Consider the following 23641-nt stretch of genomic DNA (forward strand, 5'->3'; position numbering starts at 1 on the left):
TATATAATTCCCATTCATAAACTTTGATTGGCAGCATAATCATGCAATTATGGATGTGCCTGAATTACCAGAGTTTGTTAACCGTCCCCTAATACAAACAAAGGGACGTGATTATCTCACATCCCTTTGTTTGTATTAAAAAGCTTTCCAATTTTCCTGCTTTTACTCCCTAACCCTGTAGTCCTCAAGTATCAGCTGAATGGACCTTGTATTGTTCCATTCATTTATAGCCGGCTTAAACAATAGATCCATTCTAAGATCTGCTCCCTGTGGATCTAAAATTACATCATCCACCATATCCACACCGTATATTTCACTAAGCTTTTCCCTTAGAACATCAGTTTCATAGAAAGCTACAGCATTTATTGTTGCTCCGCTTTTGCTGTCCCTGCATGTTAGCCTGAAGTGCTCTCTGTTCTGCCCCATCAAAAATATTCTGTCTATGTATAAATCTTTAGCCATAAAGAGGGGTTCCCTGTTTCCCTTCCCAAAGGGTTCAAGCCTTTCAAGGTCATCTATAAGATTAAACGTAACATCGCCAACTTCAATCTCATCGTCTATATCAACCTTGCAAACAAGGTCCTCATCGGTTAAGGTGCACTGGCTGTTCAGCCTTTCCCTGAACAGGGGTATGTTCTCAGCTAAAAGGGAGAAGCCCGCTGCCATAGGATGTCCACCTGCAGCAAGAAGGATATCCCTGCACTTTGATATCTCCTCAAACATGTCGTACTCCTCAATTGACCTTCCCGATCCCTTTGCCTTATCCTTTGCATTTGTAATTACATAGGCAGGCCTGTTATATCTTTCCCTTATTCTTCCTGCAATGATTCCCGCTAAACTTTCATGGAGATCCTCCCTGTAAACAACAAGTACCCTGTCATTTTTGAGGCTGCTGCTTTCTATTTCCATGAATATCTCTTCAAGGGCCTTATCCGTCATTTCCTGTCTTTCCTGATTAAGCCTTCTAAGCTCCTTTGCAAGCTCTAAAGCTCTTTTTTCATCTTCACACATAAGAAGCTCAACTGAAAGGTTTGCAGTATCCAGCCTTCCCGTGGCGTTAATGCATGGCCCTATCTGAAAGCCTATATTTCCCGCCCTTATTTTTCTTCCATCAAGCCCTACCTCCTTAATAAGGGCCCTGAGGCCAATGTTTCTTGTTTCGTTTATCATCCTGAGTCCCATGCTTACAAGTATTCTGTTTTCATCAACTAAATCCACAACGTCGCACACGGTTCCTATTGCTGCTATTTCTATAAGCTCATAAAGCTCCTTTGTATCTATTTTAAGCTTGTGGTAAAGGGTGTGAACAAATTTAAAGGCAACGCCTGCGCCGCAAAGACCTTTAAAGGGATAATCACAGTCCCTCCTTTTAGGATTTATTACCGCGTCTGCTTCGGGGAGTATGTCCCTTTCTACACCGTTTTCGTCCACTGTAAATGGAACCTCGTGATGATCAGTTACAACAACCTCCATGCCCAGGCTCTTTGCAAGTGCAACCTGCTCTACACAGGATATTCCGTTGTCGCAAGTTATAATAACCTGACACCCCTCGTGGGCGAGCCTTTTAACAGCCTCGCTGTTCATGCCATAACCCTCTTCTATTCTATGGGGTATGTGGTATGAAACGTTTGCACCGCACCTTTTTAGCCCCTTATACATTATGGTTGTGCTTGTAACCCCGTCGCAGTCGTAATCCCCGTAGATAACTATTTTTTTACCAGACTTTATTGCATTTATTATTATATCTGTTCCTCTGTCCATATCCTTCATATGCCTCGGACTGTGGAGGTGTTTAAGCTTAGGGTTTAAAAACTTAACCATCTCCTCCGGTGTTTCAATCCCTCTATTTACGAGTATCTCAGCAATAAATCTATTTACTCCTGCTTCCTTTGCTATTCTATCTATATCGCTGTTATGCTTTCTTGATTTTAGCCTCCATCTTTTTTCCATATTCCGTCCTCCAAAGAGTTAATTTAACTCGTTGTGCCAGATAAATTTACAGATCGACGCTGCGATAAAAAATATATTTCATTCACCAGTACGCTTAGCAAAGAAGTTCTAAGGCTCGGGATTTGAAAAATCAAGAACTTTCGTTAAACTCGCCTTGCTTAAGTCACGAAAGTTCTAGGATTTTTCTGCATCCCTTCGCCAAGAACTTCTAATTGCCCGCTTTATGTGAATTTCATATATTTTTTATCTCCGCTCAGCCCCTGAACTAGCTGCAGATGAATAATTGTTCACCAATATGAATGAAAATATCTTTCAGAGTAGCACAACGAATTAATTTATATATATTATAACAGAAAAAAGTAACCAGAGGGTGTTTACCACCATCTGATTACTTTTAAAACTCATTTCACAGCCTTTAGTTCAACGATTTCAGCCCAGTTTTCGGCAGTTGCCCTAACAACCCTTGATAAATCCTTTTGTATCTCCTTTACCCTTCCTAAAGTATCTTTGATAGATAATTCTATAATATCCAACCTTTCAGCTATGGACTTACCATCCTTGTCCTTTGCCCTTTCAAGCTGTTCTGTTGATGCACTTTGAACTTCTGCAAGGATTTCAATACTTCTATTTACATTTTCAAGCATTATCGTATTCCTATCCGTTCTATCCCTTAATTCCTTTATATCCTTCTCCATAACATCCATTCTGCCATTCATTGTACTTATGTCGTTTTGCATTACATCCATTCTTCCGTCTATAGTATTTATATCATTCTGCACTGTGTCCATTCTTTTGTTTAAAGTACTAATATCATTCTGCACTATGTCTATTCTTTTGTTTATATTGCCTATATCGTTTTGGATAACTTTGTAACACATCAAGAATCTCTCTATCCATCTTTACCACCACCTATTTAAATTTTATCATAAAAAATCAATAACTCCACATCATCCTACCCAGACATATATTTATTTATATCCTCTATATATCTGTCAGTTAAAAGTTCCTGGTATGCGGCTAAACCTTTATTCCTGATGTGTTCTCCAAGGGTCTTAAGCTCAGGGCTTTTTAAATTATCAAGCTTTTTAAGCCTAATCTCCTCCAGTACCTCATTTGATTTTATCCCTTCGTAGTCCTCTATACTATATCTCCAGAGCACCAGCTTTTCTCCATACCTTTTTTTAAGCCTGTCTGCGATTAGAAGTCCCTCTGGATCAAAGTCTCCGGAGTAATATATATAGTCGACATTATCAATGATCCTATCCAAAAGCACAAGGGAGGCCAGCTTTATCTGGCCGCAGGTGCATACAAGGGGAGGCCTTTTCTCCCTTGTGCTGTACAGGACTTCACTAAATACAGTTGGGTTTTCAAATACAAAAATCTTTCCCGATGGGCTTAATATATAATCTATTTCAGACAGGTTCCAAAGGGATACCTGAAGTGGTTCTCCAAGACTATAAAAACCCTCCCATCCCCTGTGAACCTTCCCATTTCTGTACGCCAAAAGCCCGCTGATTGCTGTGTAATTTGAAATCTCATCCGCTATAATACCAGCGCTGTATAATGCTTCTGCCTTATCCTCCGCTCCCTTTGGATATTGAATACCTAAAAAATATGAAATACCATACATAAGAAGCCTTCCGCAGTTCCTGTCCATGTCAAAGGTATGGGGGTTTCTGCTTATTTTAGATGAAAAAAGGGCAAGCCTCGTGGCATTTCTCTCATTAAAAGTAAGCTCATTTAATGCCTTCATAGTAAGGATTAACGCTTCTTTTAAGCTTTCCCTTTCCCTGTCATATTTCTGAAGTATCATCCTATAGGCGTTGTCTCTACTTTCAAGTATGGATTTCAGCCACTTCCATGACCTTGTTCCTTGAAAACTATACAGTATTTCATCAAAAAAGCTGCTTTTTTCAAGTTCATATATATCCCGCTCTTTCCTTTTGGAGATAAGCTCCTCGCCAAAATACCCCATTAAAACCCTTTCAAAATCTACTCCTGAAAACCTTGTATCCTCAAGGGCCTTTACCAGTTTTTCAACCTTTATGGAGGCTGACTTCCTGCTGTAGTAGTCCTTTTTAAAAAGCCCGGAAAGTGCTTCCCTTTCATCCTGGGTTAAGTTGTTTATAACCACGGTTCCCCCCAGGCTGCCAAGGGACCTGTACTTCTCCCTTATGCCCTCGAATAGCCTCTTAAAACCTTTATCGGATTTAAAGTATTCAATGCAACTTTTCTCCAGACTCATCACACAACAAGCTCCTTAACCCTTCCGTTCCAGTGATACCTTATAACCGTTACAAACTTTGCGTTGTCGGGCCTTATAAGCTCGCTGATTGACAGTGATGGAACGGTATCGTAGTCTCCCCAGAGTATCTGGGAATTTATTATAAAGTCAAGGTTAAGTTCATTTAAAAGCCTGAACATATCCCTAATGTTCTTCTCGTCAACTCCCGCAAAGGCCTCATCCAGGGATATGAGCCTTGGGCAGTCCTTTCTTGCGCCTTCATACCTTGCGTATACCGCTGAAAAGAGGGGAACGTACATGGTCATTGCCTTTTCCCCACCGCTGAACTGGAAGAAGGCGTTGTTTGTCAGTTCCTTCCTGGGCTGGCCTGTCTTTATAAAAAACAGCTTAAACTCAAACCACTTCCTGTAGTCAAGTATTTCCCTCATTATGCTGTGGAAGGACTGGCTTTTTCCCGTATCCTCCTGAATTCTTCTAGCCTCTGAAATCTTAGATCTGAAGTGCTCAGAGAGTTTATTAAGGTCAGATTCCTTCATAAGGCTTCCTTCCTGCTTTAAAAGCTCAACAAGCTCCTTTGTGTCAAGCTGACCTTCGCTTTCAGCCCTTTTGCTGGTCCACCTGAGGCTGAAGGACAATCCACTTGAGGTGTTCATGGTCTCCATAAGCTCGTTCATCTTCTTAACCCACTGCTCGCTGTGGTATATTTTAGCCCTTATCTTCTTGCTTATATTTTTAACGAGTATATCCTCAAAGAGCTGCCTGTCGCTCTCCTTTAAAAGCCCTTCGTTTTCCTCTATTCCTTCCTTTATAAAGTCGAGAAGCTTATAAAAGTCAACGTCCCTTCCCCTTATCTTACCTGTTATCGAAAGCCTTTTACCCTTTGAAAGGGCCTCCGCTATTTCGGGGAGTTCTCCCTCGGTATCCTTTTCAAATATGTTCTCCATTTTTAAAATATATTCCCTGAGATACTGTGTGTTTTCAGTAAACCTTTCATAGAGCTTATTTACATAATCCTCCCTCTGGTTTTTATCAGGGAGCTTTATCTCCCTTATAACAAACCATGCTCCCTTTAAGGGATCCTCAATTTCAGGAAGGTTCAGGAACCTCAAGTTGTATTCCTCAATAAAGGCATCCCTGTATATTTCAAGAATCCTTTCCTTTAAAGCTATCCTTTCATTTAATGAATGAAGTTCATCTACTGACGCTCTATAAAGGTTTTCTCCCTTTGCCCTCCTGTCTATTTCCCTTTCAATGAGCCCTGGAAGCTCATTTATAAGCTTTAAGCACTCCTCTATTTCCTTCTTTACCTCCTCATAATTGGAAAGCTTTAGCTGATCCTCAAGGGAGGATTTGAGATTTTCTGCCTCCTTGAGCTTTCTGTCCCTGATATTTATATCAAAGCTCAGGTTTTCTATGTCTATCTCCACATTTTCCTTCTCATCCTCAAGCCTTTTCACGTTTTCAATGTTTCTAACAAGCTCCTGATGGAGATTGTCAAGCTCATATAGAAGCTCCCTGTATTCTCCTGCTGCTTCAACGGCTGCGTCATATACCTCAAGGGATGATCTTAAGTTTATTTTATGGGTAAAATCATATACCCTCTGATTCAATTCCTTTAGCTCATCGTAAATCCTTTTTTCCTCCCTTTCCCTTTTTAAAACCTCTTCCTCACTTTTTCGAAGGTTAAACTCAGCATCCCTGAGTTCATTTAAGGCCACTTTAAGGTCCATGTCCTTAGGAAAGGCATTCAGCTCTTCCCTTAAAGCCCCAAGCCTTACTAAAACCCTTTCCTTTTCATCCTCTATGGCTCTTATCTGCATTTTTATATCTTCAAGCTCCCTGGTCAGGCTTTCTATCATCTCCTCCCTGAACCTTTTTCTGGCGGATGCCCCTATAAACCTTGGAACATATGTTTTTGACGTTTTACCTTTAAGTATTCCTATGCCATACTCTCCCTTTTCATTGATGTATGTTCTGCTGCTCTCCTCATCAATTAAAATGCTCTTTAATACATTGTCTATATCCACCGCTGTTATGCCTTCTACATCTATCTTCTCAGGCCTTAAAAGTTCAGAGAGATCATGCATTAAAAAACCTGGGGATGGAAAAATGTATTTATCCGCCATATCAGAGTCGGTTTCTAGAACTCTGCTTTTAAATGAAGAAGGCACAATAAGGGCATCGAGAAGACCCATATCCATTAGGGCCTCTTCAATCCTTCCCTTAACTTCATCGGATAAGTCTTCTCTAAAGTCCACGGCCCTGTAAAGGGGTATATAGGGTATACCTTCTTCATCAAGCCTTTTTCTGTTAAGCATTACCTTTTCACTTCTTTCAGGCTCGGGATCCCTTTTGTTTTTCCATTCCTTTATTTCATTTTCAATCTCATCCCTTTTCTTTTCAAGATTTTCCAGATCGAACCCGAGCCTTGATATTTCCCTGTTAAATCCATCTTCATATATGCTGTATTCATCCCTTACTATTGAGGTTATTTCATCATAGCTGCTGCTGTAGTTGAAGTTGTTTATGGCCCTTGATATGCTGACTAACCCGTCATCGGATATCAAAAGCTCCCTGTTTCCTTTCCTCCAGGTGTATACCTTTTCGATAAGCTCCTCCTTCGTTTCAGAAAGAAGAAGCCTTACCTCATCAACCCTTTTAAGTTTCATCTCCCTTTCAGCCTTTGCCCCTTCAAGCTCCTGAAGGGCCCTGTCGTATTCGCTGTTTTTCCTCTCCCTTTCAAGTATTGCTGACCTTCCATCCTCAATACACTTTACATGCTTTTTAAATGCATTTTTGATATATGAAAAGTCGTACCTTTTATCTATACTCCTTGTTATCTCATCCTTCATGAAGCTCTGCTCATCAAATGCAAACTCACCTGCAAGGCCATCCATTTCATCCAGTCTTTCCTTTATGCTCTGGATTTGAATGTTCTCCCTTTCCCTGTGCCCCTTTATTTCATGGTAGAGCTGCCTTTCCCTGCTCTTTTTTCCATCAAGCTGCTTTAGTTTTTCAGCCCTTTCACTTTCAAGCTCCTCAATGTTTTTTCCCACCTCAAGGAGCCTCTCTCTTATTTTTATGCTGTCGTGCACCTCAAGCTGCTTTTTCTTTTGTTCAGCAGCAGCCCTTCTTATCTTAAGATCATCCACCTTCCTTGAGGCATCCTCATATTCTTCCTTTGCATTATCCCTCTTTTCCTCAAGGGCCCTTTTGTCCTTTAAAAGCCCTTCATATTCCCTTGAAGCGTTTATATAGGACTTTGCCTTGTCTACAAGGATAAAACGGTTATACCTGTCATAGGCGTCCATTATCTTCTCAGCAGCCTTTTGGCTCTCCTTCAGCTCCTCAAGCCTGCTCTTTATGTTGTCCATATTCTCTATAGCCTCTGACATTGGCCTTAAATCATCCTCAGACAATGGCTGAAGGGAGTTTTCCATTATCTCATAAACAACCGTTGGCTTAAAATCCTTTGAAAGCTTTGGGGTCCTAAGCTGAACTAAAAGCTTTATAAGCTCGTCATACTCCTCTATGTCGTCAAAACCAAACAGGAGGTCGTTTACCATCTTCATGTAGTCACCCTGGGTTTCAGTTATCCTTCCTCCTCCTGCTATCCTGTTCTCCAATTCCTTTTTGCTTAAGGGCAGCTTATCCCCCACATCCTTATAAAGATAAAAATCCTTTCCAACCCTTCTGCCGTCGGTTATTGAAAAGCCCCAGGATTGAAGCGGCTTTCCCCTCTGAGCCTTAAAACCCATTCCAATGGTCAGATAGTTTTCGCTCTTTTCCTTTTTAAACTCCATATAAAGGTATGCAGTGTTTTCATCCCTTTCCTCATCCTCATCAAGGAGGTAGTTTTCAAGCCTCCTTGCCTTTGAGCCAAAGGGATCAAGCCTCTCGGGGCTCTTGTTTCCGTCAAGTAGAAGAGGTATGAAGCTCTGCATGGTTACGGACTTTCCAGAACCGTTTGAGCCCCTTAAAAGAAGCCTTCCATCTGAAAAGCTGAATTCCTCATCGTCGTAATACCAGAAATTTATAAGTCCTGCCCTGTTTATTATCCACCTGTTACTCATTATCTACAGCTACCTCCCTGTTTATTTCAAGCCCTGCTTTAAAATCATCAGGATATCGTCCTACTATCTTTCCTGCAAGGGGCATTATTTTTATTTCCCTTCCGCCGTTTATCTCCTCTATCATGTTAAAGCCCCTCATGTAATTTCTTATCTCATCTATAAGCCTGTCAAGGCTCATCTCCCTGTATTCCTTGCTCCAGCCGGGGGAATTTTCATCCCTTAGGCTTTTCACCATGGAATCAAAGGCCGCACCTGATATCGTTATGGTGTCATCCTTTTCAGGTTTAAGCTCCCCATTCTCTATAAGGCTTCTTATTAGGTAGTTCATTTGAAGCACTATTTCACTTATAGCCCTGTTTTCAGGGAAGGTGTCCTTAAAGCTGTGGCTCTCTGGGAGAAGAACCATTGCACCGTTTCTATGGACATGAAGGCTTAATCCAAGGTATTTTTCCAGGTCGTTTTCAATTACGCTCCTAAAGTTTTTAATATATGCATAGTCAGGGTCTTCAGGGCCCTCATTATATACAACGGGGGACATTATAAGTCTTCTGTAAACCCTCTGGCGCCTAATTGTACCCCTTTCTCTGTCAATTTCAGCAAGCTCCTCCTTTTCAATATCCCTGTAGGAATTGTAGTTTAGTATGTTTACCGCAAAGTTCCTTACAAAATACCTTGAAAGCCCTGTGCTTTCATATAGAACCTCCAGGCTCTGGTCGTTTGCAAAGCCGCTGTCATCCCCATCGTCAACCTTTATAATTCCAATTTTAGCTGCAAATCGAAGGACCTTAACAAGGCATTTTCTATGTCTGAAAAGAGTCCAATCAACCCTTTCATCTCCCGGGTAGTTTGCCTGTATAAACTCAGTAACGCTTGAAAGTACAAACTGCTCCTCACGTCCCCTATCTTCAAGAAACATAAGAAGAAGGCATAGGAAGGCATATTCCATGGTGCTTTCAAATTCCTGTATGCCCATCCACTCCTCAGCCTTGCCCGGGATTTTCTCAAGCTTTATGAGGTAGGGGTTTACTATAACATGATATCCAAGCTTTTCATTTAAAAAGGATTTGTATTCAGGAAGGCTGTCCTTTACTCTGTAGTACAGCTCCTTATCATCATCCTTGCTTATCCAGTAGTTTTCAAGTAGTATTTCAAGTTCCCTCATAGCTCACTCTCCGGTTCAAAAATCAATTTGTATGCTGGCATTTCAAACTCACCATCTTCGCATACCACCCTGCACCTTTTATTATCCTTTGGGGCAAGTACCCTGTAGAGCCTTCCATGCTCTGTCTTGGATGTTCCATCCATGGTGCTTATACCCTTTGTCAGCCATCTTAAAAGGGTTCCCCTGACATTTGAATCTATTACAGGAAGGCTTTCAAAATCTATTACGCCGTTTTTTATGAAGCTTTCCATTATTTTCTTTTCCTCCTGCCTGGATTTCATTACCTTCTCAAGCATCTCGGCCTTCCTTTGTGTATTATCGGTGATTGGAGTTCTTTTTCCCTTTTCCCTGTAGGTTCTAACCCTTGGTTTTATTGTGTATATATAGGCTTCCTCGTCAAAGACCCCTGAATTTATGCTCTCTGTCCTTCTTTCAAAGTCACCCTTTATGTGCCTTGGGCTTAATATTCCAAGGGATAGGGCCGACAGCTTATGGGCTTCGCTTATATCCCTGCAGGACAGGAACATCTCGGCAAGTTTTTTATACTCTTCCTTTCTATTGGCGGCGCTGTTTCTGCTTTCAGAAATCTGAGATGCGTAGCGGGTTATCTTCCTTATTATTTCATTGGTTATGTCAAAGAGCCTTACTGCCTCGCTCTCCCTGCCGCCTTCCCCCAGGAACCATCCCTTAATGTTGTTCCATTTTCCCATTATGTTGTCAAATATATCTCCCTCAGGTACCTCCATATCAAGCCTTGGTATGGACATTTCGTAGGAAAGTACCTTTTCCATAACCCTTCTCTCATCCTCCCGAGATATTCCTTTTAAAATGCTCTCTATGGCGTTTACGTTATACTGGAGCCCCTTTATAAAATCCCTGAGGTAGTCTATAAACTTTTCCTTATATATCAAAAACTGCCTGCTCTTCATCATTTCCTCAGCCTTTAAGCTGTAAAAGTCCCCTATATAGTCCTGATAGTTCTGGTTTAGCCTTCTAAAGTTATCGTTTAGAGCTCTCCACCATGAGCCTGCTGTTTTTTCATCCTCATCCGCCATTTTTGAAAACCTTTGAAGGTACTCCTTGAGCCTCTCAAGCAGGGATGGCTCAAGGGAAGCATTTTCAACAAAGAGGTTTTCAAGCTTTATTGTCATTCTTTCTATTTCAACTGAATATTCCGAGAGCTGATATCTGAACTGCTTGTTTTTGAACTCCTCAACTGTCGATACCCTTGATGTGTCCTGTATAGGTATCAGGTTTTTCCATTCAACTAAAACGTCAAGATCCTGCTTTAAAAGGTCCATGGTATAACCCTCAAATTCACTGTGCTTTTTAAGCTCCTCATAGACCTCTTCCTTATACATCCAGTATTTCATCTTCTCGTATTGAAGATAGAAAAACCTCATTATTGTCCTGTATCTCCATGCATTATCTGCCGTAAGGTATCTCGTTTCATCTATCTGTTTTGTAAGTTTGTTGTTTATCTCCATGGATATCCTCCGTATTTCAACGTTATCATTTTAAATATTGACATACCTGCCTATAAATATACTAATACAATTTTTATATCACATATCCTCCATTTGGGCTTATAACCTGCCCCGTTATAAAGTCCGCCTCCCTTGATGCCAAAAACAGAGCACATGCAGCAATATCCTCCGCAGTCCCAAGCCTCATAAGGGGAGTTTCCTGCCTTAACTCCTCAAGCTCCTCCTCGCTGTAGGGAGAAAGCATGTCCGTCTTTATAATTCCAGGGGCTATGCAGTTGACCTGAATGTTTGAAGGCCCAAGCTCCTTTGCAAGGGCCTTTGTAAGGCCGATAACCCCAGCCTTTGCTGCGGAATAATGCACCTCGCAGGAAGCTCCAACAATCCCCCATATGGAGGAAATGTTTATTATTTTCCCTCTTTTTTCCGAGATCATATGCTTTAAAACCTCCTGGGTACAGTTAAATATCCCCTTCAGGTTTACATCCATCATATCGTCCCATTCTTCCTCCGTTATGTCTATAAAAAGCTTGCTTTCAGCTATTCCTGCGTTGTTAACTAAAACATCAACTCCCCCAAACTCCCTTATACAGTAGTCGACCATGGATTTAACCTCGTCCCTCCTGGATACGTCTGCCCTAAAAAGCCTGACACTTAAATTTTCACTTGAAAGTTTTTCATATAGGGTAATGGCGCTTTCTACGGATTGGTTGTAATTTATAAGGACACTGCATCCCCTGCGTGCAAAGGCCTCAGCTATTGCTCTTCCTATACCCCTCGAGGCACCGGTTACTATGATATTCTCAGGATATTTATACATTTTGTCCTCCTTAAATATTTTTTCAATATTCTCATACGAAAGCTAAAGGCTGTTTGGTTTACCATTCTATTACCTATAAATGTAAAGGTTATCCAAAGCTGAATTTCTAAACTATCATCATATCAAAAATTGTGCCACAGCCATTGGAAAATGGCAAGGGAGTTTCAAGTCTTCCGGCTGTTCTTCATAAAAATTCCTCATCGGTGGAAACCTATTATGTAGATTTCATTGGGAGGGATTGTTTTGTTTGAACCTTTAAACATTACAATAAGGGTTTTGCTTGCAATTGTACTTTTGTTCACATCAACAAGGCTTTTAAACAAAAGAAGCCTTTCAAACCTTACCTACTTTGACTTTGTAGCATCCTCCCTCCTTGGAACAATTGCTGGAAACCTGGCTTTCAACTTAAGGGTACATATTTTAAATTTCATACTTTCCATATTCCTTGTTACAGTAATAATATTACTGGTATCCTATATATCCCTAAAATTCAGGCCCTTTAGAAGATTTGTTGCAGGTCATCCCGCCGTTATAATACATAATGGAAAAATACTTGAACGCAATATGAAATGCCTTAACTATTCCTTTGATTATCTAACCCAACAGCTGAGGGAGGAAAAAATTTTTGATATAGGTCAGGTTAAGTCTGCCGTGCTTGAGCCCGATGGAAAGCTGAGCATACAACTTAAATCCAAAAACAGACCCTTAACCCCAAAGGATTTAAACCTAACACCTCAAAAAGAATTCCTGGCTGCTGAGCTGATACTCGATGGAGAGATAATAGAAAACAACTTAAGGATAAGGAATGTGGATAATGAGTGGCTTATAAATGAGCTTAAAAAGAAAGGTGTAAACGACGTTAAAAACGTTGCCTTTGCAGCCATAGGATCCAATGGAAATCTATATGTGGATCTTTATAGGGATTAAAGAAGGGACATTTTGCAGCTTAAAATGTCCCTTCTTCAACTATTTTGCATTCCTATATATTCCTCCAGCGTAATGTTCTTACTCATTATTTCTTCTGCGGCTTCCCTGCCTACATAACGTATGTGCCAAGGCTCATAGCTATAGCCTGTTATGCTTTCCTTTCCCTTAGGATATCTTATTATAAATCCGTACTCAGCTGCATGGGATCTTAGCCATTTTCCTTCAGGAGTATTTCCAAAGGATTCTTTAAGGGTATATCCTAAAGATGCACAGGAAACATCCATCGCAAGGCCAGTTTGATGTTCACTCTGACCTGGATATGCGCTTATCTTTCTAGCTTCTGTTTCTCCAAGCTGTGCTGCATGCCTTGCAAATAAACTTTTTTGATATTCATAGGACCTGAAGCCTGAAACAGCTGCAAGGATTATACCATCCTTTTGTGCTGCTGCAAATAAACTATTGAGGGCTTCAGCAGCTTCTCTCCTCATTCTATTGTTTCCCCTTTTACCTTTGTACAAAACGTTAACTTTTACCAAGTCTGATGGCTCCCAGTTTGCAGGCAGATAGCTCCTTTTATTAACTAAAACCATTGTACTTTGAAGGTTTGTAACCAAAACTGCTCCCTGAATATTTGAGCTGGTCGTATTTTTCTGGCTTGAGCTGCCTTTAGCTTTGGTAGATGGCTGCTGATTTTGGAGCTTTGATTTGTTTGCACTGCCATTGCTTGCTTTAGTTGTGCTCTGATTGCTTTCTACTGTTTCATTCTTCTTACTGCTTTGGACAGTACCTTGCAAAGCCTCAGGTGCTTTTGCTGCTGACTCCCTGGTTTTTTCATGAAGGCTGTTATTATTACTTGCCACAGCATTTTGTGCTGCTGATAAATTTTTCGATTCATTGGATACACGAAAATTATTGTCTCCACCGCATGAAATCAATATAGTTGAAATTGCTAAAAGCATTGAAATAAACTTTGTCCCGTGCATTTAATAATCACCCGTACACTTAAAATCTTTTGTCCCTTTAGTACTTACATTTTCTAATTATGCCCATATTATTACATAAAAATACTTATTGTACAATATCATTGTAAAAATTATTCGTTTAATATACAAGTTCCAAATATTATTCCTAACTTTAAAAAATCTTAATTTAAAGCGTTGTGTTACTCTGAAAAGCCCATTAAAATAAAAGCAGAAAATATATTCAGACAGACGCTTCGATAAAAAATATTTCATTCACCAGTACGCTTAGCAAAGAAGTTCTAAGGCTCGGGATTTGAAAATTGAAAAACGGCTATCAATACGTTTTCTTGTAATATATTGAAAATATATATAGAATTAAAATATAGTCGTTAATAAGATGCGTTAGGGGGGCTATAATGAAGAATAGAATATGGGAAATAGATTTTCTCAGGGGAATCGCAATCGTTCTTATGGTCATATTTCATTTAATTTATGACTTAAGCGATTTTTACTCATATAATATAGAATACTTAAGTGGCTTCTGGTATTATGAGGGTAAGCTATCGGCAATCCTATTTATGCTCATCTCGGGCATAAGCTGCAGCTTCAGTAGAAATAACCTTAAAAGGGGAGCCTTTGTGTTTAGTGCTGGAATGATATTGACTTTATTTACCCTTATAACCTTTCCATCGATGTACATAAGGTTTGGTATACTTCATCTTCTTGGCGCAAGTATGATAATATATCATTTTATAAGAAGAGTTAAAAACATTTACCTTATCATTTTTTCTGCTGTAATCATATCGCTGGGAAATATATTTTCAAATATGACTGTAAAAAGCCCATTTTTGTTTATGCTGGGGCTGCGGGATGCGAACTTTGCCTCCCTCGACTATTATCCTCTTCTCCCGTGGCTTGGAGTCTTTCTACTTGGCGTAGTTCTTGGAAGGATTCTTTATAAAGAAAGGAAAAGTCTCTTTAAGTTTGAACCTAAATTTAATCCCTTATCGTACATGGGACAGCATTCCCTTTTAATATATTTTGTGCATCAACCAGTACTTCTTGCAGCACTATATATTATTCATAAAATATAATGAAGGTAGATAATATCTACAGACCGACGCGGAGATAAAAAATATATTCCAGCCGCTGCTACGCTTCGCAAAGAAGTTCTATGGCACCGGATTCGCACAGCCTAAGAAGGTTCGTGAACTCGCTCTCGCTCAGACACCACGAACCCTTCTAAGGCTCTGCTTCATCCTATGTGCCAAGAACTTCTAATTGCTTGCTAAAATGCTGCCTGCATATATTTTTTATCTCCGCTTTAGTTCTTGAACTGGAACAACGGATTAATTTAAAAACTGTTTTCATAATATTGTGGTGAATTTTGTTTCATGCAGAGCTACTCTTTATAAATAAACTCCACAACAGCCTTTATTAAGTCTTCGGGGTTATCGACAAAGGGAACATGTCCACTGTCCTTTAAGATAACAAGCTCAGCATTATCTCCTATTCCATCCTTAATCTCCCTTGCCATGTCCATTGTAACAAGCTTATCCTTATCCCCCTGAACAACAAGCACAGGCATAGTTATCCTGTCAACTTCGCCAGTTCCATTAACAACACCGTTATTCACGTGTGAAATATTGAAAATGCTTAGGCCGTAGTTGAAATCTACTATGTTCCTTTGCTTTGTAATTTCCTCGGCATATTTATCGTACCTTGATTCGTCAGGTTTTTTAATTGTATAAATTTCCGAGTCACATATCTTTTTTATGTCAGCCACGTTTTTCTTTTCAAATGTGCTTTTAAGATAGGAAAGAAGCCTCGTCATTTCAGCTTTTGTTTTTACATATTGCCCCTGCATTGGCCTGTTTAGAAGGTTTCTTTTAAATACGGGATAGCCCTTTATGCTGCTTGAATCTATAAGTATTAGCTTTTTTATGAGTTCAGGATAATCAGATGCAAGCTGCATTGCAACTGTTCCACCTGCCGACCATCCCGCTGCAATTATTTCTTTAAGTCCCAGTGCATCTGCAAAGAGCTTTATGTCGTCTGATAAATCTTTTATGGTTTCTATTGGTTTATTATATGTTGAAGCTCCAAATCCTCTGAGATCAACTGCATACATCCTGAAGTTTTCAGGCATGTTCTCCATAAAGATATCCCAGTTTAAGGATGAACTCATATTTCCGTGAATTAAAAGAAGAGTTCGATCCCCCTCCCCCGCTTCCCTGTAACCCAGAGTTTCCCCGTTTGAAAGTTCAAGGGTTTTAAAAACAATATTCTTACCCATAAATATCACCTACACAATTTATTAATAAAAAGCTCCTAATATATACTCTATGCCTTATGATGCTTTTTTGATATAGCAACTTTTTATGCAAGTTTTTTTTAAGAGACGCTGCGATAAAACAATATATTTCATTCACCAATGCCCTTGGCAAAGAAATTCTAAGGCTTGGGATTTGAAAAAAAGAAGTATTGTTGAAGGAATGATGGTTGATTTAAGTTCAATATAAAAGGCAGATGGCCTATAAAACCACCTACCCTAAGCTATTCAACTTTATTGCTGTTTTTTATATCCCTGCAGTATCCTCCGCAGCATCCTCTTACACTAATGTTTTCTGCTTTGCCCTTCACCTTTCCTCTATAAAGCATTATATAAACTGCAATGACCGCAGCAATAAAAATTCCTCCGATTATGTAGGACATTGTTCATCTCCTCAATCTCTATCTGTTAAGCACTTCGTTCATGCTGCCAGTTCTATAACCCTTTAAATCCAAAGTTACATAATTAAACCCTATCTCTTTTAATCTATCTGCAACCTTGTCCATAATTTCAGCCGAGAAGAATTTCTCCCTTTCCTGTGGCGCCACCTCAATTCTTGCGATTTCCCCATGATGCCTTACTCTAAGCTGTCTAAATCCAAGGTCGATTAAGAATTGCTCGGCCGCATCTATCATGTTGAGCTTTTCCCTTGTTATCTCCTGCCCATATGGAACCCTTGATGACAGGCAGGCAAAGGATGGCTTGTTCCAGGTTGGAAGCCCCATTTCTCTGGATAATGCCCTTATATCAGTTTTAGAAAGTCCTGCCTCAATGAGGGGACTTCTAACGCCAAGCTCCCTGGCTGCCTTCATTCCCGGCCTATAGTCCCCTGTGTCATCTCCATTAGAACCGTCTAATACAAAATTGTATCCCCTTTCCCTTGCTATAGCTGTAAGCTTTGAAAACAGCTCATTCTTGCAGTAATAGCATCTGTTTTCAGGGTTCTTTGCGAAGCCTTCAATTTCAAGTTCTTCAGATTCTATAACCATATGATTAGCGTTTATTTCCTTTGCAAATTTTATAGCCTCCCTCATCTCCCTTTCAGGAAAGGTTGAGGATGATGCTGTAACCGCCAGCACTTTATCCCCAAGTGTATCCTTGGCAACCTTAAGAAGAAATGTGCTGTCAACACCTCCCGAGAAGCCAATAACAACGCTTTCCATATCTTTAAGTATATTCTTTAGTTTTTCAAGTTTTTGGTCTAAATTCATATGTATTCCCCCTTTTAAATCTATTATACACCTTTTCATGTTAAGCTTAAAAGTAAATTGTGTGGATTTTATGAAGATTTATTTCAACATTTTACACCATAATGCAACTTTTTATCAAAAATAATTTGTTTCTTCATAAAATCTTAACATAGCAGGTTTAATATATAGCTAAAGCGCTAAAGTTTTTGATGGGTTAATCCCTCCATCTAAATAAACCAGGGCATACTCAAAGCTCTGGTTTATTTAGTGAATTCCCTGAAGCTTTATTATCTATTGGGATCATATTTGTAATTTGTAATTATCTGAGTTGATATATCGTCATCATCTCCATAGTATTCAGCGTTAGTATCTACATCATCCAGTGGAAATATGCTCTTAAACTGTTCTCTTCTTGCTTCACGTCGAGTATATTCTATCCTTTTTCTTGCCATTGTACCAATCCTCCTTAAATTAACGGGTTGTGCCAGTTTTATCATCAAAGCAAAGATAAAAACATATGAAATTCACATTTTTCAAATTCCAAGCCTTAGAACTTCTTTAATAAGCGTGCTGGTGAATGAAATATATTTTTTATCACAGCATCGATCTGTAAATTTATTTAGCACAACAAGCTAAATTATATTTTCTCTAAAAGATTGGTTTTTATACTCCATACCTCTTTATAACTTCAAGCTGTTTTTCGGCTTCGTTAGCTGGTAAAGGCCTGCTGAACAGATATCCCTGTCCTATATTGCACCTGTTTCTCGTTAAAAAATCAGCCTGTTCTCTGGTTTCTATTCCTTCAGCAATCGTACTGAAGTTAAGGCTGCTGCCCATATCTATTATGGTTTTGACAAGGGTTGATATTCTTTCATCATTTACAATACCATTTACAAAGGACTTATCTATCTTTAAGATATCTATAGGAAGATGTTTTAATACGCTTAGGGATGAATAGCCCATGCCAAAATCATCAACGGATATTTTTATTCCAGCTTCCTTCAATTCATTTAAAATGGTTAAAAGTTCATCAACATCAAGCATTATTCCCTCGGTTATTTCCAGTTCAAGATACTTTGCTTCAAGCCCTGTTTCCTGCAGCACCTTCTTTACAGTTTTAACAAAATCCTTTTTCTGAAGCTGACGTACCGATATATTAACTGCAATACTCATTTGATGGTATCCTTTATCATGCCAATCCTTGATTTGCTTACATGCGGCTTTAAGAACCCATTCTCCAATAGGTATAATAAGACCCGTTTCCTCAGCTAAAGGTATGAATTCAGAAGGCGGTACGACTCCAAGTTTCGGGTGCTTCCATCTTATAAGGGCCTCCATTCCTACTATATCCCCTGTAGAAAGGTCCACCAGAGGCTGGTAGTATAGTATAAACTCGTTGTTTTTTATAGCCCTTCTAAGTCCACTCTCCAGGTTCATTTTTCTAGTTATTTGATCGTTAAGGCTTGAGTTATAAAATTGATAGCAGTTTTTTCCCTTTTCCTTGGCAAGATACATGGCCGAATCGGCATATTTAATCAGTGTATCCACATCATCCCCATCGGACGGATATATGCTTATACCTATGCTGGGAGTTATGTAAATTTCCCTTCCATCCATTACGAATGGACGGGATATTTTATCTATGATCTTTTCCGCGCAGCATCTAAGCTCCTCCTTATCCACTGCCTTACGAATCACTATAAACTCGTCCCCTCCATGTCTGAATATGGTGTATGGCTCCTCTGCGCAGAAGCTCAGCCTTTGTGCCATGAGCTTTAGGACCCTATCCCCATAGATGTGGCCCAGGGTATCGTTTATCATTTTAAATCTATCAAGGTCTATAAATATTACTCCTACATTTTCACCCTTTTTAGCAGCATCCCTTATGGCTTTTTTGAGGCTGCTTCTCATCATATTACGGTTTGGCAGACCTGTAACAGCATCATAATGTGCCAATTGATTTATCCTATCTTCAATCTTCTTTCTCCCGGTAATATCGCGGATTTGCTGTATTACCCCTGTTATATTTCCTTTATCGTCCCTTAAAGGATATGCATATATTTCAAACCATTTTTTCTCCCCCGATGGATAGGTATACTCTGAAATCGTCGTATGAGGTGTTCCCTGTTTCATAGTTTTAACAGATGAGCAGTCAGCGCAGATCTGTTTGTTCTCTCCAAATGCATCCCTGCGGCAAATCCTCTCTTCAATTGGGAGCCATTTCTTATACCATTCATCCATCGTTTTATTGGTACGTATTATTTTAAAATTCCTGTCAATAACAGCAATTCCATCCTGTATTGAATCAAAAACGTCCGACAGGAATTTTTCCTTTTCCTTAAGTGCCCTTTCCATAGATTTTCTTTCGGTTACATCATTGAATGTACTCATAACGGCTTTTTGCCCCTCATATATTACGTTTACAGATACAATCTCAACATCTATCTCCTTCCCGTCAACCCTGACAAGCCTCTGATCCTTTATCCCTATATATTTTCCTTCCAGTGCTTCCTGAACCCTTGCGGTGGCAACTTCAGCACAGTCAGGATGAATAAAGTCGTAAACATGTCTTCCTATTAGTTCTTCCGGTTTTTCAGCCCCCAAAACATCCACGCAGGCAGGGTTTGCATAAATTATTATTCCTTCCCTGTAAATAACTATTGGTTGAGGTAATATGTCCATAAGACTTCTATGCAATTTCTCACCTTCAGAAATCTCCTTTTTCCTTAGGCCTGGTTCTTTTAAACGGAATTTTGCTTTACCATGCCGGACCATAAACAACCAGAACGCTATAAAAATCAGGATAGAGAGCAATGTTCCAAATGCCATTAGATGTATATAAAAAAAGTGTATACGTAAGATAAAATAAATTACAACTATTCCAATCATTATTAACAAACCAGCAATCCTAACGTTGTATTTCATAAAATCCAATCCCCCAAATGCCATCATATAAAGTCAGCGTATTTGAAAGTCGCAATTGATTTATATCTCCATATCCTTTCCATAATTTGTAAGTATACATAAAATAACTATTTATGTGAATAGAATCATAAATAATAGTTCTACAAAAAATATTTAATTCCTTCATATTTCGATAGTTTAATCATAAAAATTATAATCTATCCTCGCTCTACAAAGATGTCGATAATTTTATACTTATAGGTTGACTATAAAGAAAGAGCCATATCCAGTGTGATATGACTCCCTATTTATGTACAATTTGCTATAACTGTAAGTTATGCGCTTTCACGCTCATCAACAGTTCTTCCATCCATAAGTTTTATTAACCTATCTCCCATCATTCCTATTTCGGGGTCATGGGTTACAATTACGATGGTATGGCCATTTTTGTGCAGTTTCTTAAACAAATCTAAGATAATTTTACCGTTTGTCCTGTCTAAGTTCCCAGTTGGCTCGTCAGCAAGAATAAGTGAAGGTTGATTAATAAGTGCCCTTGCGATGCTCACCCTTTGCTGCTCTCCTCCGGATAGATGTGCAGGAATATGTTCAAGCCTATGCCCTAATCCTACAAGCTCCAGGGCTTTTTTAGCTTCTTCTTCATCAACCATGCTGTGAAAATGCTGGGCAAGCATTACATTTTCAAGGGCAGTTAGATAAGGTATTAAATGATACTGCTGGAAAACTAAACCTATATTTTCTCTCCTAAATTTAGCCATTTCATTTTGAGATAGTTTTGTCACTTCCGTTCCATTGATAATTATTGAGCCATTAGTTGGCCTATCCAGACAGCTTAAAATATTTAAAAGGGTTGTTTTTCCCGATCCGGACGGCCCCATTATATTTACCCATTCGCCCTTTCTAATGACAATGTTTAAATCCTTCAAAACATGTGTTTTGTCATCATAGGATTTTGATAGGTTCGTTGTTACAATCATATCATTTTTATCCATGTTATTCCCCCCTCAGTGTCACTACAGGATCGATCTTTATAGCTTGCCCTACAGGTATTTTGCTGGAAATTAAAACAAGCAAAACAGTTATAATTAAAGTAATGGGTATCACAGTAACGTGGAAGCTTATAAATGTATTAAATACGCTCTTCCCAATTACCTGTGCCATTAAAAAACCTAAAATATATCCAATTGCTCCACCCGCTAAACCTATTGCACTTGCCTCCAGGTAAAAGATTTCAGCAATTTTTTTATTTTCAGCTCCAATTGCTTTCATCATTCCCACTTCTTTTCTTCTCTCTAAAACTGTAGTCGTCATAGTGCTCATAACACTAAGACCCGAGCCGACTAAAGTTAAAATAGTTACCAAAATCATTAAGAATAGTATTTTACCCTGAATATTTCCTTCAGCTTTGGAAATCTGGCTTAAGACTCTAGCTCTGGTTCCTGGTATTTGTTTTTCGATTTGTGATGCAACCTTATCAATAGGATTTTTGTTGGTAAGTACGCTGACCTGAATTAAATTAACCTGCGATTCTCTGTTAAATAGCTTTTGTGCCTCATTTAGCTTTATAAATACCTGGTTATCTTCAGAACCTCCTGTGCTTACAATACCAACAAGCCTAAACTTCTTTGGTTCATATTCCCCATTATCTATCCCGGACAGTATATTAAGGGGCCACCGTTTTGATGCATCACCATTGGCATTTTGAGATGCTGAAGTTGTTGCATCAACCTGTGTCTGATTAGAATCTTTTACTTCTGTTTGCTTTTTATAAGATTCTTTTCTAATGTTTAAAACAACATCGTCACCAATCCTATATCCCAACTGAGCTGCAACCTTTGCACCTATCATAATAGTGCTTTCGCTGCTGCTGTCATCATTCCAACTACCTTCAACTTTCCACCAGGGGCTTATTTTTTTTATATTTTCATAGTTACCGCCAACGATAACAACATTCTGCTCTTTAATCTTTCCTACGCTGTAGATATAGGGGGCAAAACCATATATATTGGCCGATATGTTCGAATTATTCAACTCATTTACTTCATCCATGGATATTAATTGCCAGTTAGTTTCTCTATTTTCATCCGGAAGAATTACTAAATTAGCACCAAATGCTCTTAACTCCTTTGCCATCTTTCCATTTAAATCCAGTGAAATATTTAGCAATATAGAGATCATTGAAGCTCCCATTACAACAGCAAGTACGGCAACTAAAATTCTATTTTTTCTGTTTTTAATTGATTTAAAAACAACTCTTTTCAGCATCCTAAGTCTCACCGTCCTTTCCCTATTCACCTCTTAATACTATAACAGGATCAATTTTAAGTGCATTTCTAATTGGTATGAGGCAGCCTATAAGGGTAATTCCAATGGCAATGATAATAGTTAAAGGAAATACTATAACATTTACTACAATCCTGGAATTAAATACGGCATTACCTATTAACTGAGCCAAGCCAATTCCTGCACCATAACCTATCACACCACCTATTATACCTATAGCACTTATCTCCGTCATAAATAGGGCAAGCGTTTGGGATGTTTGAGCTCCTATAGCCTTTATGATACCTATTTCCTTTCTTCTCTCCAGAATGCTTGTGGTCATTGCCGTCATTACTCCTAAAGCTGAAGCAGCAACTGCTACAAGGGTTATGAGCATCATCATAAGCTTAATCTTCTTTAGAAAATTCCCCTGGGCACTGGCTATTTGTTCAATTGGCTGTGCATCCGATCCTGTGATTACCTCCTCAATTTGAAGGGCAATGGAGCTTATATAAGGTGTACAGTACCAGCGGTCATATTCTTCCTTAGTCATTTTAGTTATATCTCGTTTTGCAAACTCATCTTCGGGCGTAATCGCTGCACTAACTTTTATTTCAGAGATTTTTCCTTTAAGCCCCATTAAATCCTGTACAATAGAAAGATTGGTAAATATCTGGTTTTCCTCTTCTCCACCTGTATGTAAGATACCAACAACTTTTAAATCAATACTTTTACCGTTGTATCTGATTCTAATAACATCCCCAACTTTGTTTTTTAGCTGTTTTGCTGCGGCAGCGCCTAGTATTGCCTCAGGCTTGTTATCTTCATCATTTATCCACTTACCGTCAACCGTCCACCATGAAGAAACGGTTTTTACACCTGCCTTAGTCGTCTTAAATGTTTCATCCGGGATTTCAAGTTCCTTTTCAAACCATGTTCCAGTTAAAACTATACTTTCATTCTTAGGACCAGCCTTTACTACTGTATTTAGTGAAGGGGAAAATCCAAGAATATTGTATTTCCAAAATATCTTTTTTATCTTATAAAGCTCGTCTTCCCTTAAATAATTTTGTTGTTTATTGGAGCCATAATTAACACCTCCGATTTCCAGCTGGATACCATCATCCTTTGGCTTAACAATGATATTAGCTCCATAGGAACTTAATTCTTTACCCACCTTTTCTTCTATGTTTAAATATACACCTGCAAGAGCTGAAATAAGCGAGGCGCCCATTATAACTGCTATAACCGCTAAGGCTATTTGTTTTCTTCGAATCTTAAAGGATTTCAAAATTATTCTTCTATACATGTA

The 23641-nt window shown here is 39.0% G+C and carries 18 protein-coding genes; 2 read left to right on the top strand and 16 right to left on the bottom strand.

What is annotated here, in order from left to right; all coding sequences use genetic code 11:
• Positions 1–162: 162 nt before the first annotated feature.
• The 7 genes from recJ to ymfI form a co-directional block, all read right to left on the bottom strand.
• Complete coding sequence (gene recJ / locus EDD71_RS08435) at positions 163–1950, bottom strand: single-stranded-DNA-specific exonuclease RecJ (RefSeq protein WP_133628294.1); 1788 nt, start codon at positions 1948–1950, stop codon at positions 163–165.
• A 401-nt stretch (positions 1951–2351) separates the two neighbouring features.
• Positions 2352–2828: a coiled-coil domain-containing protein gene (locus tag EDD71_RS08440; protein ID WP_133628295.1), complete on the bottom strand. Its 477-nt coding sequence runs from the start codon at positions 2826–2828 to the stop codon at positions 2352–2354.
• A 74-nt stretch (positions 2829–2902) separates the two neighbouring features.
• The gene (locus EDD71_RS08445) at positions 2903–4195 is read right to left on the bottom strand and encodes a TIGR02679 domain-containing protein (protein WP_133628296.1); all 1293 of its coding nucleotides are present in this window, start codon (positions 4193–4195) and stop codon (positions 2903–2905) included.
• A complete protein-coding gene (locus EDD71_RS08450) occupies positions 4195–8268 on the bottom strand; it encodes a TIGR02680 family protein (protein ID WP_133628297.1) in 4074 nt (1357 codons plus the stop codon). Before EDD71_RS08450 ends, EDD71_RS08445 begins: the two co-directional genes overlap by 1 nt.
• The gene (locus tag EDD71_RS08455) at positions 8261–9430 is read right to left on the bottom strand and encodes a TIGR02678 family protein (RefSeq protein ID WP_133628298.1); all 1170 of its coding nucleotides are present in this window, start codon (positions 9428–9430) and stop codon (positions 8261–8263) included. Before EDD71_RS08455 ends, EDD71_RS08450 begins: the two co-directional genes overlap by 8 nt.
• A complete protein-coding gene (locus EDD71_RS08460; protein WP_133628299.1) occupies positions 9427–10917 on the bottom strand; it encodes a TIGR02677 family protein in 1491 nt (496 codons plus the stop codon). Before EDD71_RS08460 ends, EDD71_RS08455 begins: the two co-directional genes overlap by 4 nt.
• Before the next feature lie 73 nt (positions 10918–10990).
• Positions 10991–11734 carry an elongation factor P 5-aminopentanone reductase gene (ymfI, locus tag EDD71_RS08465; RefSeq protein WP_133628300.1) on the bottom strand — a complete coding sequence of 248 codons (744 nt, stop codon included), beginning with the start codon at positions 11732–11734 and terminating at the stop codon, positions 10991–10993.
• Between the two features lie 243 nt (positions 11735–11977).
• Between ymfI and EDD71_RS08470 the strand changes: the two genes are divergently transcribed.
• Positions 11978–12661, top strand: coding sequence for a YetF domain-containing protein (locus EDD71_RS08470; protein ID WP_166636403.1), 684 nt, complete (start codon positions 11978–11980; stop codon positions 12659–12661).
• 35 nt (positions 12662–12696) lie between these two features.
• On the opposite strand, the gene EDD71_RS15535 is transcribed toward EDD71_RS08470, so the two are convergent.
• Positions 12697–13644 carry a M15 family metallopeptidase gene (locus EDD71_RS15535; protein WP_207669316.1) on the bottom strand — a complete coding sequence of 316 codons (948 nt, stop codon included), beginning with the start codon at positions 13642–13644 and terminating at the stop codon, positions 12697–12699.
• A 395-nt stretch (positions 13645–14039) separates the two neighbouring features.
• Here EDD71_RS15535 and EDD71_RS08480 point away from each other — a divergent pair, with 395 nt between their 5' ends.
• Positions 14040–14717 (top strand): heparan-alpha-glucosaminide N-acetyltransferase, encoded by a 678-nt coding sequence (locus EDD71_RS08480; RefSeq protein ID WP_133628302.1) that lies wholly within the window; start codon positions 14040–14042, stop codon positions 14715–14717.
• 308 nt (positions 14718–15025) lie between these two features.
• On the opposite strand, the gene phaZ is transcribed toward EDD71_RS08480, so the two are convergent.
• The 8 genes from phaZ to EDD71_RS08510 form a co-directional block, all read right to left on the bottom strand.
• Positions 15026–15919, bottom strand: coding sequence for an intracellular short-chain-length polyhydroxyalkanoate depolymerase (gene phaZ / locus EDD71_RS08485; RefSeq protein ID WP_133628303.1), 894 nt, complete (start codon positions 15917–15919; stop codon positions 15026–15028).
• 260 nt (positions 15920–16179) lie between these two features.
• Complete coding sequence (locus EDD71_RS15300) at positions 16180–16338, bottom strand: hypothetical protein (protein ID WP_166636404.1); 159 nt, start codon at positions 16336–16338, stop codon at positions 16180–16182.
• Between the two features lie 18 nt (positions 16339–16356).
• The gene (gene larE / locus EDD71_RS08490; protein ID WP_133628304.1) at positions 16357–17166 is read right to left on the bottom strand and encodes an ATP-dependent sacrificial sulfur transferase LarE; all 810 of its coding nucleotides are present in this window, start codon (positions 17164–17166) and stop codon (positions 16357–16359) included.
• Positions 17167–17432: 266 nt separating this feature from the next.
• Positions 17433–17597, bottom strand: a complete 165-nt coding sequence (locus tag EDD71_RS15305; RefSeq protein ID WP_166636405.1) for a hypothetical protein — start codon at positions 17595–17597, stop codon at positions 17433–17435.
• A gap of 211 nt (positions 17598–17808) precedes the next feature.
• Positions 17809–20097, bottom strand: a complete 2289-nt coding sequence (locus EDD71_RS08495; protein WP_133628305.1) for an EAL domain-containing protein — start codon at positions 20095–20097, stop codon at positions 17809–17811.
• Positions 20098–20384: 287 nt separating this feature from the next.
• Positions 20385–21059 carry an ABC transporter ATP-binding protein gene (locus tag EDD71_RS08500; RefSeq protein ID WP_133628306.1) on the bottom strand — a complete coding sequence of 225 codons (675 nt, stop codon included), beginning with the start codon at positions 21057–21059 and terminating at the stop codon, positions 20385–20387.
• Between the two features lies 1 nt (position 21060).
• Positions 21061–22332, bottom strand: a complete 1272-nt coding sequence (locus tag EDD71_RS08505; RefSeq protein WP_133628307.1) for an ABC transporter permease — start codon at positions 22330–22332, stop codon at positions 21061–21063.
• Between the two features lie 22 nt (positions 22333–22354).
• The gene (locus EDD71_RS08510) at positions 22355–23638 is read right to left on the bottom strand and encodes an ABC transporter permease (protein ID WP_133628308.1); all 1284 of its coding nucleotides are present in this window, start codon (positions 23636–23638) and stop codon (positions 22355–22357) included.
• Between the last annotated feature and the right edge of the window lie 3 nt (positions 23639–23641).

The organism is Fonticella tunisiensis (assembly GCF_004364155.1).
Classification (GTDB): domain Bacteria; phylum Bacillota; class Clostridia; order Clostridiales; family Caloramatoraceae; genus Fonticella; species Fonticella tunisiensis.

Excerpts from the sequence above, each read along its gene's own strand:
- recJ (WP_133628294.1), bottom strand. The coding sequence starts at position 1,950 with ATGGAAAAAAGATGGAGGCTAAAATCAAGAAAGCATAACAGCGATATA.
- EDD71_RS08440 (WP_133628295.1), bottom strand. The coding sequence starts at position 2,828 with ATGTGTTACAAAGTTATCCAAAACGATATAGGCAATATAAACAAAAGA.
- EDD71_RS08445 (WP_133628296.1), bottom strand. The coding sequence starts at position 4,195 with ATGAGTCTGGAGAAAAGTTGCATTGAATACTTTAAATCCGATAAAGGT.
- EDD71_RS08450 (WP_133628297.1), bottom strand. The coding sequence starts at position 8,268 with ATGAGTAACAGGTGGATAATAAACAGGGCAGGACTTATAAATTTCTGG.
- EDD71_RS08455 (WP_133628298.1), bottom strand. The coding sequence starts at position 9,430 with ATGAGGGAACTTGAAATACTACTTGAAAACTACTGGATAAGCAAGGAT.
- EDD71_RS08460 (WP_133628299.1), bottom strand. The coding sequence starts at position 10,917 with ATGGAGATAAACAACAAACTTACAAAACAGATAGATGAAACGAGATAC.
- ymfI (WP_133628300.1), bottom strand. The coding sequence starts at position 11,734 with ATGTATAAATATCCTGAGAATATCATAGTAACCGGTGCCTCGAGGGGT.
- EDD71_RS15535 (WP_207669316.1), bottom strand. The coding sequence starts at position 13,644 with ATGCACGGGACAAAGTTTATTTCAATGCTTTTAGCAATTTCAACTATA.
- EDD71_RS08480 (WP_133628302.1), top strand. The coding sequence starts at position 14,040 with ATGAAGAATAGAATATGGGAAATAGATTTTCTCAGGGGAATCGCAATC.
- phaZ (WP_133628303.1), bottom strand. The coding sequence starts at position 15,919 with ATGGGTAAGAATATTGTTTTTAAAACCCTTGAACTTTCAAACGGGGAA.
- EDD71_RS15300 (WP_166636404.1), bottom strand. The coding sequence starts at position 16,338 with ATGTCCTACATAATCGGAGGAATTTTTATTGCTGCGGTCATTGCAGTT.
- larE (WP_133628304.1), bottom strand. The coding sequence starts at position 17,166 with ATGAATTTAGACCAAAAACTTGAAAAACTAAAGAATATACTTAAAGAT.
- EDD71_RS15305 (WP_166636405.1), bottom strand. The coding sequence starts at position 17,597 with ATGGCAAGAAAAAGGATAGAATATACTCGACGTGAAGCAAGAAGAGAA.
- EDD71_RS08495 (WP_133628305.1), bottom strand. The coding sequence starts at position 20,097 with ATGATGGCATTTGGGGGATTGGATTTTATGAAATACAACGTTAGGATT.
- EDD71_RS08500 (WP_133628306.1), bottom strand. The coding sequence starts at position 21,059 with ATGGATAAAAATGATATGATTGTAACAACGAACCTATCAAAATCCTAT.
- EDD71_RS08505 (WP_133628307.1), bottom strand. The coding sequence starts at position 22,332 with ATGCTGAAAAGAGTTGTTTTTAAATCAATTAAAAACAGAAAAAATAGA.
- EDD71_RS08510 (WP_133628308.1), bottom strand. The coding sequence starts at position 23,638 with ATGTATAGAAGAATAATTTTGAAATCCTTTAAGATTCGAAGAAAACAA.